Here is a 13,835-nt window from a genome sequence, read left to right as displayed (position 1 = left end):
GTATGTTTATCGTTCTGGTCCGCGTGGCCGTCCGAAGCCACGTGGCAATGCGGGAGGATTCAGTCCGGGCTATGCGCGCCCAGGCCGGACAGGATTTCGTCGTTATGCTCGCCAATGCCCGGCAGCGGCATGCGCACGCCGGGCCTGCGTCCCCCCATCAACAGCGGCAGCAGCACAACGTCGGTGGTGCCGCCGTCCTCGGTCTGCATCGGCACCAGGCCACCGCTTGCTCTCAGGTGCGGGTCATCGAGCAGTTGCTCCGGACGCATGATGGGCGCGTAGGGAATGCCCGCGGCTTCGAGCTTCGGCGACAGCGCTGCCACACGGTGGTCCTTGAGAATCTCGCCAAGCCGCTCCAGCAATGCCGGGCGTACCGCCACCCGCATCGCGTTGGTGGCAAGCGCCGGATCGGAGGCCAGGTCGGGACGTTGCAGCACGTCGCACAAGGTGTTGAACTGCTTGTCGCTGACGGCCCCGATGAAGAGCTGCTCGCCTTCGGCCAGCGTGAACACGTCATAGACGCTCCAGGCGGACACGCGCGACGGCATCGGCGGCGGCGGCTCGCGGGTCATCGAGAACTGCTGCATATGCTGGGACGACAGGAACACGCAATTCTCGAACAACGCGCTCTGCACTTCCTGCCCCTTGCCGGTACGGTCGCGCTCCCGCAGGGCAGCCATCACGCCGATGGCGCCGAACATGCCGCCCATGATGTCGTTGACCGAGGTGCCGGCACGCAGCGGGCGGCCCTTGGGCCCGGTCATGTAGGACAGGCCGCCCATCATCTGCACGACTTCGTCGAGCGCCAGGCGGTGTTCATAGGGACCGGGCAGGAAACCCTTGTGCGAGACGTAGATCAGCTTGGGAAACCTGGCGGACAGCGTAGCGTAATCCAGCCCGCATTTCGCCATCAGCCCCGGGCGGAAGTTCTCCAGCAGCACGTCGCACTGGCCAACCAGCTCCGCTGCCGTGGCCTGCCCTTGCGGGGTGGTGATATCGATGACGACGCTCTTCTTGTTGCGGTTGAACGAGCGGAAGAAGCCAATGCCAAGGCCGGGCAGGTTGCGGGTCTTGTCGCCACCGGGCGGCTCGACCTTGATGACTTCAGCGCCCAGGTCCGCGAGGATCATGCCGCAGGTCGGGCCCATCACCATATGGGTGAACTCAACCACGCGGACGCCGGCGAGCGGCAAGGAGGCATGTTCAGCGTGCATGGTTCTCTCCCAGGTGGACAGCCGCATCGGTAACCGATGCGGGAAATGTCTTGGGCAGGCCGGCGCGCCACAGCGTGCCGTGCAGGGTTTCATGGGGCAGCCAGCCGGCCACGCGCTCGCGCAGCGCCAGCAGACGGCTGATATCGATGCCAGTATCGAAGCCCATGCTGCCCAGCAGGTAGGCCAGGTCTTCGGTGGCGACATTGCCGCTGGCGCCGGGCGCGTGCGGGCAGCCGCCGATGCCGGCGAGGCAGGCATCGAAGCGGGGCACCCCGACCTCCAGGGCGGCATAGACGTTGGCCAGGCCAAGCCCGCGCGTGTCGTGGAAATGGCCGCACCAGAAGCGGTCGCCGGCCATTGCCGTGGCGCGTTCGAACAGGCGGCGGACCATGCCGGGATCGGCGTAGCCCACCGTGTCGGCCAGGCTCACGCGATCGGCGCCCGCGTCCAGCAGGGCCTGCATCAGCCGCAGCACCTCCTCCGGATCCACATGGCCCTGGATCGTGCAGCCAAAGGCCGTGCCCACGCCACCTTCGATCAGCGTGCGGGAGCCGGCCGCGTCGCGCTCGGCGCGGATCCTGGCGACTTCGGCCACGACTTCGTCGGGGGTCTTGCGCAGATTGGCCAGGCTATGCGCATGGCTGGCGGAAAGCGGTACCAGCATCAGGTCCGCGCCGCTGGCGATGGCGTTCTCCGCGCCCCGCAGGTTTGGCACCAGGACCGAGACGAACAGCCCCGGCAGCGACTTGGCAAAGTCCACGAGTTCCGCGGTATCGGCAAGTTGCGGCAGCAGCTTCGCCGGGACGAACGAGCCGACTTCGATCTCCCGCTGGCCCGCCGCATAGGCCGCCTGGATCCACTCGCGCTTGGCGGAAGTCGGCAGGATGGTGGCGATGCTTTGCAGCCCGTCACGCAGCCCGACCTCGCGGATCACGGCTTGGCGCGGTGCCGATGGAATGTGCGTTGTCATTGGATCTGTGTCCCCTCGGAGGTTGGTGCTTCAGTCTGGCCTATGCACTCTATGTTGTTCCAGCCTAGGCCAGAAGCGGTAATCAAGAAGCGCTAGCATTCCGGATTGGAACATCTGAGCGAATCACTCCGATGCGTGCCCGAGCCAGCGGCCCGCCGACTGCCGCACAGGAGGTGCCAAGTGCCAACGCTTGCGTCCAGCCCGAGGAATTTCCGGTTGCGACAAAAAGCGTTAAGATGGCCGCGCTAAATTTCCAAATTGGAAATCCTCTGTGCAAGGCTTTCGATGCGTGATCTAGACCTCACCTCCCTGCGCCTGTTTGTTGCGGTTTGCGAGACCCGCAACATGGCGCGCGCCGGCGAACAGCAGCACATCGTGGCTTCGGCCATCAGCAAGCGGCTGGCGCAGCTGGAAGACACGGTGGGCGTCACGCTGTTCGAGCGGCGCCGGCGCGGCGTGATCCCGACCGCGGCGGGTGAGATCCTGCTTGAGCACGCTCGCGCCATGCTGGCCGCAGCTGATCGCGTGGAGCGCGACATGGCCGACTACGGGACCGGCATCAAGGGACAAGTCCGCTTGCTGGCCACGGTATCGTGCATGGCCGAGTCGCTGCCCGACGATATCGCGAGCTTCCTGCAGGTGCCCGAGCATCGGGACATCCGCGTCACCGTCGAGGAAAGCCTCAGCCGCGACCTCGTCCGCGCATTGCGTGAGGGATCCGCACCGTTGGRTATCTGCTGGGATGCCGCGGATCTGGAAGGATTCCAGACCCGCCCCTATCGCAGCGATGCCCTGGCGGCCATCGTGCATCCCGAGCATCCGCTCGCCAGCCAGCCGGATTGCACGTTTGAGCAAACGCTGGAGTTCGACCACATCGGGCTGCCCGGGCAGACGGCTGTGCACACCATGCTCGCGCGCGCCGCGGCCATCATCGGCAAGCCGATGGCGTACCGCGTGGTGGTTTCCTCGTTCGATGCGTCCCTGCGCTGCGTGCGCGCGAATCTGGGTCTTGCCATCGTGCCCCGCGAGGTGGTTGAGCCCATTTACGCCAGCTTTGGCGTACGGGTGGTCCCGCTCACCGATAGCTGGGCGCAGCGCCGCTTCGCGATCTGCATGCGCGACGAGGCAAGCCTTTCGCCAGCGGCAAGGCTGCTGGTGGACTACCTGGAACAGAAGGCGGCAGGCTGACGGCACGCCTGCGCGCGTCGCCTTGCGCAGTCGGCGCAGACTGGTTTCACGATGACAAGGCGTACAGCAAACCGAGGGCCAGCAGGCATCCGGTCAGTTTCAGGTAATACCCGCCACCGTGATGAGGCTGGCCTGTGCGTAGTGCATTGCGGCTGTGCGGCATCATGTTGCTCACCGAATTGTGACAGTCCACAGGTTAAGAACTCGCCCATGCAAATGGCGTAGAAAGCTATCGGCCAGGCATAAACAGCCCGTAAATGTCCATCTGCTGCCGGATGATTCCCCACCTACAATGAATTGTCGGGCCGGGCCAACTTGGACCTTTGCCTTGTTGCGGGCAGCCGCAGGCCACGGATGACGGTCCAGCAAAGGAGCATGATCGATGCGCTCGCCAGGGATATCCAGCCTGCGCCTGAGGCGCATTGCCGCCAGGGTTGCGGTTGGCATCATCGGCCTGATCGTCATCGGCCGCCTCACCGGCATGCTGGTTGACTGGCTGTGGTTTTCCTCCATCGGCTATGTCAACGTCTTCTGGACGGTCCTTGTCACCAAGGTGCTTCTGTTCGCCGCTGTCTTCGCTGCGTCGGCGGGCGCGATCTGGGTATCAGGATCGCTGGCGCACCGCTATGCGAGCCCGCCTGGCTCCTGGAAGGCAGAGGTCTTGAGCGAGCTGGTGGGCGAAGTCGCGCCGCATCTGCCCTGGCACGCCGCCATCGCCGGTGCCGCCGTCCTCCTGGGCCTGCTCCTCGCCACCAGCGAAATTCCGGACTGGGACCTCGTGCTTCGCTACCTCAACCAGGTGCCCTTTGGCAAGGCCGATCCGATCTTTGGCAAGGACATCGGCTTCTATCTCTTCTCGCTGCCCGCCTATCTTGCGCTGAGGAACTGGCTGCTACTGCTGCTGTGCTGCAGCGCGGCGGCCGCCGCCGCGGTGTACGGAATGCGCGGCGACATCGCCTGCATGCGCTCGCCGCGCGGGCTTTCACCCGCGGCCGCCGCCCACGGCTCGGCCCTGCTGGGCTTGTTCTTCCTGCTGCAGGCCTGGTCCTACTGGCTCGACCGCTTTCTGCTGCTCTACGGGGACAACGGCGTGGTCGTAGGCGCCGGCTATACCGATATCCATGTCGGGCTGCCAGTCTTGTGGCCGCTGATCGGCCTGGCCACCGCGGCCGCAGCCGCCTCGTGGGCCAATATGCGCTGGCGAGGCTATCGCATTCCTGCCGCCTCGGCGCTAGCCGTGTTCGGCAGCGCATTGGTACTGGTGCTGATCTACCCGGCGCTGTTCCAGCGTTTCTATGTCAAGCCGAACGAACTGCAGCTGGAGACGCCCTATATCGCCCACAACATTGCGCTGACACGCGACGCCTATGGCCTGGCGCAAATCTCGGTAAAGCCGTTTCCCGCCGAGCAGAACCTCGATCTCGCCGCGCTGCAGGCCAATCGCCCGACCATCGACAACATCCGCCTGTGGGATCTGCAGCCGTTGCGCGATACCTACGCGCAGCTGCAGGAGATCAGGACCTATTACAAATTCCTGGCGACGGACATCGACCGCTACCGGTTCGACACCCGTTACCAGCAGGTGATGCTCTCGGCGCGGGAGCTGGAGCCGTCGCTGCTTCCTGCCAATGCCCAGACCTGGGTCAACCTGCATCTCCTGTTCACCCACGGCAATGGCGTCGTGATGTCGCCGGTCACCGAGAAATCCACGGAAGGCCTGCCTACGCTCTACCTGAAGGATATTCCGCCTGTCTCCAACGGCGGCCCGACCATCGGTGAACCGCGCCTGTACTTTGGTGAAGGCGGCAAGGGCTATGTGATCGTCAACGGCAACGCGCCCGAATTCGATTACCCCAAAGGCGATGAGAACGTCTATACGACCTACCACGGGCGCGACGGTGTCGCCATCGGCAGCATGGCGCTGCAGGCCCTCTTCGCCTGGCAATTCGACGATCCCAACATCCTGGTGACCAGCTATATCAAGCCCGCGAGCCGGATCCTGCTCCATCGCAATATCCAGGACCGGGTGCGCACGATCGCCCCGTTCCTCAGCCTCGACCATGACCCTTACATCGTCGTCGTCGGCGGGCGGCTTTTCTGGATCCAGGATGCCTATACCACCAGCCGCTGGTTCCCATACTCCCAGCCGGGCACCGGTGACGGCGACAATTACATCCGCAACGCGGTCAAGGTGGTGATCGATGCCTACAACGGGACTGCCGATTTCTACATCAGCGACCCCGCCGATCCCGTGGTGCGGACGTACCAGCGCATTTTTCCGGGCCTGTTCAAGCCGCTGGGCGCGATGCCGCAAGACCTGCAGCAGCATATCCGCTACCCCGAAGACCTGTTCCTGATCCAGGCGCAGGTCTACCGCGCCTATCACATGGAAACGCCGGAAGTCTTCTACAACCGCGAGGATCTCTGGCAGTTCCCGCGCAAGCAGGCCGACATCGATGCGGGCACCGGCCCTGGCACCCCCATGACGCCCTACTACATGATCGTGCGGCTGCCCGCGCAGCCGCGCGCCGAATTCGTGCTGATGCTGCCGATGGTGCCCAGCCAGCGCGAGAACATGATCGCGTGGCTGGCGGCGCGTTGCGATCCGCCTGACTACGGCAAGCTCGTCGTCTATGCCTTTCCCAAGGACAAGCTGGTCTATGGGCCATTCCAGATCGAGGCGCGCATCCAGCAAAACACCGAGATTTCGCAGCAGATTTCGCTGTGGAACCAGATGGGGTCGCGCGTCATCCGCGGCCACCTCCAGGTCGTGCCCATCGACAACTCGATTCTCTACGTCTCGCCGCTCTACTTGCGCGCGGAGTCCGGTCAGCTGCCCGAACTGAAACGGGTGATCGCCGCCTATGGCGACCATGTGGTGATGGAGGAAACCTTGGGCGCGGCCCTGGCGGCGCTCTTCAAGGAAGCCGCCCCGGTGGCGGCCGCGCCCGGCGGCGCACCAGACGGCCGCGCCCGCGAGGCACTCGCCCACTATGACCGCGCCATGGAGCGATTGAAGGCAGGCGACTGGGGCGGCTTTGGCGCGGAACTCGATGCACTGAAGCCACTGCTCGAAGCGCTCGGCGCCGGGCGCGCCGATACGCAGAAATGACAAACGATCATGCAAGCGACCGCGCCTGCCGCCGAGCCGGCGATAAAGCCGACGCTCGCTTGCAACGGCTAGAATGATCGCCAACGACCGCCGCACATTGTTCGCTCGCTCTGGAGGAAGACCCATGAAAGTCTGGATCGCAATGGCCGTTGGTGCGCTTGGATGCGCCATGGCGTTCCTGGCGGGTCCGGCTTGCGCCGCGGACACGGCGACGCTGACCATTGCCGCCGGTGCGCAACAGCGCAACTGGACGCGGGATGCGCTGCTGAAAGACCGCCGCCTGACCGACGTGACGGTGGACGACGACAACCTGAAACGCCGCCTGACGTTCAAGGCGATTCCCTTGGCCGCCCTGCTGCGCGGCATGCCGGTGACGGCCGACGCGAGTGCGACGACCGCAGCCAGCGATGGCTATGTCTCTCACCTGCCGACGCGCCTGTTGCTGGCCGATAGCGCCGACGAGCCGCGCGCCTGGCTCGCGGTGGAAAATCCTGCCGCGCCGTGGCCGACGCTCAAGGGCCAGGACATCGGGCCGTTCCGCCTGATCTGGACAGTGCCGGCGGGCCGCGCCGCTTCCCTTGTCAACGAGAGCCTCTGGACGTACAGCATTGTGCGCATCGACATCACCGCGCCGCCGGCGGAGCGCTTTGCGGCCATCCGGCCCGCCCCCGGCCTGCCGGCGGACGGCGCGGTCATGCGCGGCTTTGCGACATTCCAGCGCGTTTGCTTCTCGTGCCACTCCCTCAACCGGGTCGGCGACGCGCACCTTGGCCCCGATCTGAATATACCCAACAGCGCGGTCGACTACCTGGGCGACGACAAGCTGGCCACGCTGATCCGCGACCCGCAGTCGCTGCGCTGGTGGCCYRACGCGCGCATGTCGGCGATCGACGAGAAAACGCTGCCCGACGCTGACCTGAAGGACCTGCTGGCGTATCTGCATCACATGGCCGGGCGCAAGGTGGCGGCGCCTCCCGCAGGTTCCTGAGCCCTGATGCGCCCGTGCCGCATGGCATGGCACGGGCCGGCACCCGGTTCAATTGGCGATGTGATAGGTGACCGAGTGCGCCTCAACCGGCGACACCACCTCCCACCTGTGGAGCATTCTCTCGATGGCGGCGTTGGTCAGCGTGGTGTCGCGCTTGCGGTTGCGCGACAGGATGGTCTGCTCCGCGGCCTCCAGATAGACGACATTGACTTCGGCGCCGTAGGCGAACAGCAAGTCGAGGGTTTTCGCGCGCATCTGCCGGCTCAGGTGCGTCGCGTTCCAGACGAATGGCCTGCCCTCGCGCAGCAGCGCTTTTGCCTGGTCGACGGCAAAGTGCATCGCCGCGCCCTCGTTCTTCCCGTATTTCAGCCCGAGGGCCTCGCGTGCGTCGTCAAACCCCACAACCGGCAGACCGGCGCAGCATGTCTTGATCCAGGTGCTCTTGCCTGTGGCCGGCAGGCCGCTCAGGACCGTCACGGTGGAGCCCGCCTCGCGGTGGTAAGCATAGTCCGGATGAACGTCTTCGCCCCTGAGGTAGCGCATCCGAGTCCAGCGGTCCGCAAAGGCGCGTGGCTGGCCATAGCATCCCTCCTCGCGCGCCAGTTCGCGAAACAGCGCGATGTCGACCAGCACGTCTTCGCTGTCTGCGCATACCCGCCCACGCATGTCGGCCTCGGCCAGCGCCGCCAGCTCGCGTATATCGAGTTCCAGCGACAGGCGCCGCACCACCATCTCCGCGGACTCGCCAGACCGGCTTCCCCGGATGGCATAGAACGGCAGCTGATGCACGTGGATCAGCCGGCAAACCGCTTCGCGCAAGGCAAAGGGCACACCGCTGCGCCACAACAGCACGCGCGCATCGACCGCGCCGCGCGCCGAGTGGCCCGGCTGGCCGATTGCCCCGGTTTGCGGGTCTACCCGCGTGGTGGCGGGCTTGGCGATGTCGTGCAGCAGCGCCGCATGGAACAGGACGAAGCGGCGCTCGGAAGTGGCCGCCGCATAGTCATCCAGCCCCACCAGGGACTGGACCACCAGCTTGGTATGGGTCCAGACGTCGCCCTCCGCGTGATAACGCGGGTCCTGCGGCGTGCGGCGCAACGGCTCCAGGCATGGGAGTGCCGCCATCAAGGCCTGCCAGTCCGGGTCAACACCCGGGGCAGGCACAAGCGCCATCAGGCTCGTGTAGGCAGGCGCGCGCAGCACGGGTGCCGTGCGCAGCGATTGCAGGTTCGCTGCGGTCAACAGTTCGGTCATTTCCATTGCGGCTCTCCTGCGTGTTCACGCATGTGGTTCTGCTCGAACGCGTGGTTGTGCATCCAGTGCGCGTCCGTCTGCACATGCCCGCTGCGCACGAACTTCGCCACGCAGCGCCTGAAGCCGGCATAGGGGAACGCGCCCGCGATCCGGACCACATAGCCCTCCATCCGCTCACGCTCGCGTTCGCTCCATAGGGCCTGGATCGCCGCGGCGTCGAACACGCCGTCGTAAAGCACCGGCACCGGCTCGATACCGAGCAAGGCAAACCACTCCAGCGTTTCATCCCAACCGAGGCATACGTTACGCGCGTTCCAGATCGAGAACCCGAGGAAGAACGAAGCCAGTTCCCGGTAACGGATCGAATGCGTGGCGAACAGATTCTCGCCGCAGACTCGCCAACCCTGCGGAATATCCATGCGCATTGCGCCCCAGAATCCCTTGAGCCAGTCACGGCTTGGATGATGGCGGCTGTCCAGGCTCCTGGCGTGCATGCCCGTGCGGTAGAGCGAGGTGTTTTCTCCGTCCATCTTGGACGTGACAATCACGCGGCAGCCCTGGAAGGCATCCAGGGACTCGATCCTCCGGTCATCGTCGCTAAGTCCTGGCGACCACGGCAAATGCAGCGTGCGCGGATATTTCACGCGATCGGCTAGCGGGTCGGCAGGGTTGGTTTCCCGAAGCACTTCGGGTTCTTGCATCGTCATTTCGAACTCCAGAAAAGATTGGAGCCGACGATGGGATGGCGCGTGGTGGCATTGGCGGTGCCCCGGCAGGCAACTCAGGCCTGGGACAGCGTAAGCGCTTGAGGCAAGCACAGCAGGCGAAGAGCGCGGGCGCGCCATCGGCACGCTGCGTGTGCAGGTGTCGTCGGCATCAGCGGGTGATGGCGGACGTGCGGGGCACTTTACTCTCCAGGAACAAGGGGTGAACGATCAACTGCACAAGCGTGCAGGTGCCGGATATTACACAGGCGGCGCGGGCGCGTAAATCGCGCGTTGCTCGTTTTCCACACGACATGCGCCCGGACCTGCGGCCCGATTGGCGCTTTGCAGCGTGGCACGGGCGGGCCGTGCGCGCCCAATCCCGGCATAATCCGCAGGAGTTACCCAGACGAGCCGGCGCAAAACATGAACGACTGTCCCCGATGCGCTCAACCAGGGCTTGCCGCTTCCCTTGGCAAGGTTACCCATGGCGTTGCGGCCCCACTACCGATCGGGAAGCCGCCGATCTTGCCGGCGATACTTCTGGCAGCCGCACTGGCGCTGGCACTCGGCCTCAGCCACGACGGCTGGGCGGCGCCCCAGGCCGAGCAACCCACGCTAAGCATCGAAGAGCGTCCGACGGAGCCGCCCCAGTTGTTTCCCCCGACTTACGATGAAGCGGTCACGGCGCTGATCCGTGCGTTTGACGTCGGCGCCATCCTTGCCGCTGGCCTGGACCAGGCCTTTGCCAGGCTGCCGGCGAAAATCGGGCCCATCCCCAGAGAGCGCTACACGCAATGCGCCCGCGCGAAGCTCTCGCCCGAGGTGGTCGAGGCGGCAGTCCGGCCCGCGCTGGCACCGGAGATCCAGGATGCCGGACTGGCGATGCGGCTGGCGCGCTTGCTGGGCTCGCCGGTCGGGCGCAAGACCAAGGAGGCGGCGCTGTCGGGCAAGGAGATCGCTGAAGCCGGCATTACGGGTGCCGACCTGCTCGAATTCAACCGCTTCATGGAGAACCCCGCATTGAAGGCCTTCCTTGAGCAGGGCGGGCTGCGCCGGGTCAAGGATGCCGTGACCCGTGCAATCAGGGTGGAAAGCAAATCGGCCTCGGACGCTTGCGTCCGGGAACTGATGCCCCTGTACCGCCTCACCAACGAGCGCTCGGCCTGATGCCCCCTTGCGTCCGGCACGCCGTGAAATATCGTTACAGTTGTAATCCCCTGCAGTGCGGCGGCATGGCTAGAGTCAGCTTATTGCGACTGCAAGATGAGGATCGACATGCAGCAAGGTAACTTCTACGCGCTGGGGCTTGGCGCATTTGTCCTGGCGCTCGCCCAGCCCGCATTGGCACGCGTCGATGTGGACCTGAACGTCGGCGTGCCTGCGCCGGTGGTGGTGGCGCCGGCCTACCCCGCGCCCGTGTATCAGGCGCCGCCCGCCTATCCCGCCCCCCCGCCGCCCGCGGCCTATCCTGCGCCGGCTCCGGTCTATGGGCCCCCTCCCGGTTATGTCGGATATGGGCCGCCATTGGTGGTGGCGCCGGCGGTGGTGATCGGGTGGCACGGTGAGCGCTACTGGGATGGACGGCGCTGGTGGGGCCGCCGCGACTGGTATGCCTACCATCACCCCTACCGGCGCTGACGAGCGCATCTCCGGGATGCATGTGATACATGTGATGCAGGCGTGACCCGAGGGTGGCGCGGATGCAACGGCCCGGACCGCATTTTATTAACGTTGATTACAAAGAAAAACCGCCCCGGCAAAGGGGCGGTTTTTCGTTCTGGCGTACTGCCGTGGTAGTGCCGTGCCTCAGTGGCCCTTCGGGCCGAAGGTGTACTCCCCATCCTGGTAATCCACCGGCACCACATCCTTGGCGGCGAACTTGCCTTCGAGGATGAGACGCGCCACCGGGTTCTCGATCTGCTGCTGGATCGCACGCTTGAGCGGACGCGCCCCGAACACCGGATCGTAGCCAGCGCTGGCGATCTTGGCCAGCGCGGCTTCGCTCACCTCCAGCGTCATGTCCATGCGCGCCAGCCGTGCCGTCAGCCGCTCCAGCTGGATGCGGGCGATCGACTCGATATGCTGCTGGTCGAGCGAATGGAACACCACCACCTCGTCGATACGGTTCAGGAACTCGGGCCGGAAATGCGTCTTCACTTCCTGCCATACCGCGCCCTTGACCGCTTCGTGCGGCTCGCCGGTCATTGCCTGGATGATGTGCGATCCCAGGTTCGAGGTCATCACGATCACCGTGTTCTTGAAGTCCACCGTGCGGCCCTGGCCGTCGGTCAGGCGGCCGTCGTCCAGCACCTGCAGCAGCACGTTGAAGACGTCCGGGTGGGCCTTCTCGACTTCGTCGAGCAGGATCACGCTGTACGGCTTGCGGCGCACGGCCTCGGTCAGGTAACCGCCCTCTTCATAGCCCACGTATCCCGGCGGCGCGCCGATCAGCCGGCTCACGCTGTGCTTCTCCATGAACTCGCTCATGTCGATACGGATCAGGTGGTCCTGCGAATCGAACAGGAACTCGGCCAGCGCCTTGCACAGTTCGGTCTTGCCCACCCCGGTGGGGCCGAGGAACAGGAACGAGCCGTAGGGCTTGTTCTCGTCTGACAGGCCGGCGCGCGAGCGGCGGATGGCGTCCGACACCAGGCGCACGGCCTCGTCCTGGCCCACCACGCGGCGGTGCAGGTAGTCCTCCATCCGGATCAGCTTCTCGCGCTCGCCCTGCATCATCCGGGACACCGGAATGCCGGTCGCGCGGCTCACCACTTCGGCGATCTCCTCGGCGCCCACCTGCGTGCGCAGCAGCTTGTTGGGCTGCTTCTGCTCGCTGGCTTCGGCGGCCGTGGCGGCCTTGAGCTTGCCTTCCAGTTCCGGCAGCTTGCCGTACTGCAGCTCCGCCACCTTGTCGAGCTTGCCTTCGCGCTGCAGGCGCGTGATCTCCAGGCGAATCTTGTCGATCTCTTCCTTGAGCGCGGCTGCGCCCTGGGCGGCACCCTTCTCGGCCTTCCAGATCTCTTCGAGGTCAGCGTATTCCTTCTCCAGGCGGCCGATTTCCTGCTCGATCAGTTCGAGCCGCTTCTTCGACGCCTCGTCGGTTTCCCGCTTGACGGCCTCACGCTCGATCTTGAGCTGGATGGTGCGGCGCTCGAGCTTGTCCATCACCTCCGGTTTGGAGTCGATTTCCATCTTGATGCGCGCGCCGGCTTCGTCGATCAGGTCGATGGCCTTGTCGGGCAGGAAGCGGTCGGTGATATAGCGATGCGACAGCTCCGCCGCCGCGACGATGGCCGGGTCGGTGATCTCCACGCCATGGTGCAGCTCGTACTTCTCTTGCAAGCCGCGCAGGATGGCGATGGTGGCCTCCACGCTGGGTTCGTCGACCAGCACCTTCTGGAAGCGGCGCTCCAGCGCGGCRTCCTTCTCGATGTACTTGCGGTACTCGTCCAGCGTGGTGGCGCCGATGCAATGCAGCTCRCCGCGCGCGAGAGCCGGCTTGAGCATGTTGCCGGCGTCGATCGCGCCCTCGGCCTTGCCGGCGCCGACCATGGTGTGCAGCTCATCGATAAAGACGATGGTCTGCCCTTCGTCCTTGGCGATGTCCGACAGCACGGCCTTGAGCCGTTCCTCGAACTCGCCGCGGTACTTGGCGCCAGCCAGCAGCCCAGCCATGTCGAGCACCAGCACGCGCTTGCTCTTGAGGCTTTCCGGCACTTCGCCGTTGACGATGCGCTGGGCCAGGCCTTCCACGATGGCGGTCTTGCCCACGCCCGGCTCGCCAATCAGCACCGGATTGTTCTTGGTGCGGCGCTGCAGGATCTGGATGGTGCGGCGGATTTCGTCGTCACGGCCGATCACGGGGTCGAGCTTGCCGATGCGGGCGCGCTCAGTGAGATCCACCGTGTACTTTTTCAGCGCTTCGCGCTGGGTTTCGGCGTCGGCGCTGTTGACCGAATCGCCGCCGCGCACGGCTTCGATGGCGGTCTCGAGCGATTTGCGCGAGAGGCCGTTTTCACGCGCGATGCGGCCGGCCTCGCCCTTGTCATCGGCCACCGCGAGCAGGAACAGCTCGCTGGCGATGAACTGGTCGCCGCGCTTGATGGCCTCTTTCTCGGTGGCGTTGAACAGCGCGCTGAGTTCGCGCCCGACCTGGACCTCGCTGGTGCCTTGCACCTGCGGCAGGCGCTTGATGGCGGCATCCAGCGCGGTGGTCAGGCCGCCGACGTTGACGCCGGCACGCGCCAGCAGCGCACGGGCGGCGCCGTCGTTCTGCGCCAGCAAGGCGCGCAGCACGTGCAGCGGGTCGATGTATTGGTTATCGTTGCCGATCGCCAGGCTCTGGGCATCGGCCAGCGCTTCCTGGAATCGGGTAGTCAGTTTGTCAAGTCGCATTTAGGAG

10 protein-coding genes are annotated in these 13,835 nt (G+C 65.4%); 5 read left to right on the top strand and 5 right to left on the bottom strand.

Translation table 11 applies throughout. The features are described 5' to 3' along the window. Positions 1 to 59: 59 nt before the first annotated feature. Positions 60 to 1,214: a CaiB/BaiF CoA transferase family protein gene (locus AC1DQR_RS09000; RefSeq protein WP_416048892.1), complete on the bottom strand. Its 1,155-nt coding sequence runs from the start codon at positions 1,212 to 1,214 to the stop codon at positions 60 to 62. Further along, on the bottom strand, positions 1,204 to 2,184 hold the full coding sequence (locus AC1DQR_RS08995; protein WP_477132890.1) for a hydroxymethylglutaryl-CoA lyase: 981 nt from the start codon (positions 2,182 to 2,184) through the stop codon (positions 1,204 to 1,206). Before AC1DQR_RS08995 ends, AC1DQR_RS09000 begins: the two co-directional genes overlap by 11 nt. A 285-nt stretch (positions 2,185 to 2,469) precedes the next feature. On the opposite strand from AC1DQR_RS08995, the gene AC1DQR_RS08990 reads away from it, so the two are divergent. The 3 genes from AC1DQR_RS08990 to AC1DQR_RS08980 all read left to right on the top strand — a co-directional run bounded on the left by AC1DQR_RS08990 (position 2,470) and on the right by AC1DQR_RS08980 (position 7,472). Next, on the top strand, positions 2,470 to 3,372 hold the full coding sequence (locus AC1DQR_RS08990) for a LysR family transcriptional regulator (RefSeq protein WP_477132889.1): 903 nt from the start codon (positions 2,470 to 2,472) through the stop codon (positions 3,370 to 3,372). A gap of 382 nt (positions 3,373 to 3,754) precedes the next feature. After that, positions 3,755 to 6,484, top strand: a complete 2,730-nt coding sequence (locus AC1DQR_RS08985; RefSeq protein ID WP_416048895.1) for a UPF0182 family membrane protein — start codon at positions 3,755 to 3,757, stop codon at positions 6,482 to 6,484. Between the two features lie 124 nt (positions 6,485 to 6,608). Then, positions 6,609 to 7,472, top strand: a complete 864-nt coding sequence (locus AC1DQR_RS08980; RefSeq protein WP_477132888.1) for a c-type cytochrome — start codon at positions 6,609 to 6,611, stop codon at positions 7,470 to 7,472. A gap of 48 nt (positions 7,473 to 7,520) precedes the next feature. Here the strand turns inward: AC1DQR_RS08980 and AC1DQR_RS08975 are convergent, their stop codons facing one another. Both AC1DQR_RS08975 and AC1DQR_RS08970 read right to left on the bottom strand, forming a co-directional pair. Continuing rightward, positions 7,521 to 8,645 (bottom strand): AAA family ATPase, encoded by a 1,125-nt coding sequence (locus AC1DQR_RS08975; protein WP_416050508.1) that lies wholly within the window; start codon positions 8,643 to 8,645, stop codon positions 7,521 to 7,523. A 77-nt stretch (positions 8,646 to 8,722) separates the two neighbouring features. After that, positions 8,723 to 9,433 (bottom strand): RNA ligase family protein, encoded by a 711-nt coding sequence (locus AC1DQR_RS08970; RefSeq protein ID WP_416048897.1) that lies wholly within the window; start codon positions 9,431 to 9,433, stop codon positions 8,723 to 8,725. A 525-nt stretch (positions 9,434 to 9,958) separates the two neighbouring features. Here AC1DQR_RS08970 and AC1DQR_RS08965 point away from each other — a divergent pair. Together AC1DQR_RS08965 and AC1DQR_RS08960 are read left to right on the top strand one after the other, a co-directional pair. Continuing rightward, positions 9,959 to 10,600 carry a hypothetical protein gene (locus AC1DQR_RS08965; protein ID WP_416048898.1) on the top strand — a complete coding sequence of 214 codons (642 nt, stop codon included), beginning with the start codon at positions 9,959 to 9,961 and terminating at the stop codon, positions 10,598 to 10,600. 108 nt (positions 10,601 to 10,708) lie between these two features. After that, entirely contained in the window at positions 10,709 to 11,071 is a 363-nt protein-coding gene (locus AC1DQR_RS08960; protein WP_477132887.1) for a hypothetical protein, read from the top strand. A gap of 168 nt (positions 11,072 to 11,239) precedes the next feature. Here AC1DQR_RS08960 and clpB read toward each other — a convergent pair whose 3' ends face one another. Next, positions 11,240 to 13,828 (bottom strand): ATP-dependent chaperone ClpB, encoded by a 2,589-nt coding sequence (gene clpB, locus AC1DQR_RS08955; RefSeq protein ID WP_416048900.1) that lies wholly within the window; start codon positions 13,826 to 13,828, stop codon positions 11,240 to 11,242. Between the last annotated feature and the right edge of the window lie 7 nt (positions 13,829 to 13,835).

Source organism: Cupriavidus sp. 05L411 (assembly GCF_056398045.1).
Note: the sequence above shows the minus strand (reverse complement) of the source record. Positions and strands in the feature narration are given on the sequence as shown.

What these genes read in the sequence shown, in the direction of transcription:
- AC1DQR_RS09000 (WP_416048892.1), bottom strand. Translation starts at nt 1,214, where the DNA reads ATGCACGCTGAACATGCCTCCTTGCCGCTCGCCGGCGTCCGCGTGGTT.
- AC1DQR_RS08995 (WP_477132890.1), bottom strand. Translation starts at nt 2,184, where the DNA reads ATGACAACGCACATTCCATCGGCACCGCGCCAAGCCGTGATCCGCGAG.
- AC1DQR_RS08985 (WP_416048895.1), top strand. Translation starts at nt 3,755, where the DNA reads ATGCGCTCGCCAGGGATATCCAGCCTGCGCCTGAGGCGCATTGCCGCC.
- AC1DQR_RS08975 (WP_416050508.1), bottom strand. Translation starts at nt 8,645, where the DNA reads ATGGCGCTTGTGCCTGCCCCGGGTGTTGACCCGGACTGGCAGGCCTTG.
- AC1DQR_RS08970 (WP_416048897.1), bottom strand. Translation starts at nt 9,433, where the DNA reads ATGACGATGCAAGAACCCGAAGTGCTTCGGGAAACCAACCCTGCCGAC.
- AC1DQR_RS08960 (WP_477132887.1), top strand. Translation starts at nt 10,709, where the DNA reads ATGCAGCAAGGTAACTTCTACGCGCTGGGGCTTGGCGCATTTGTCCTG.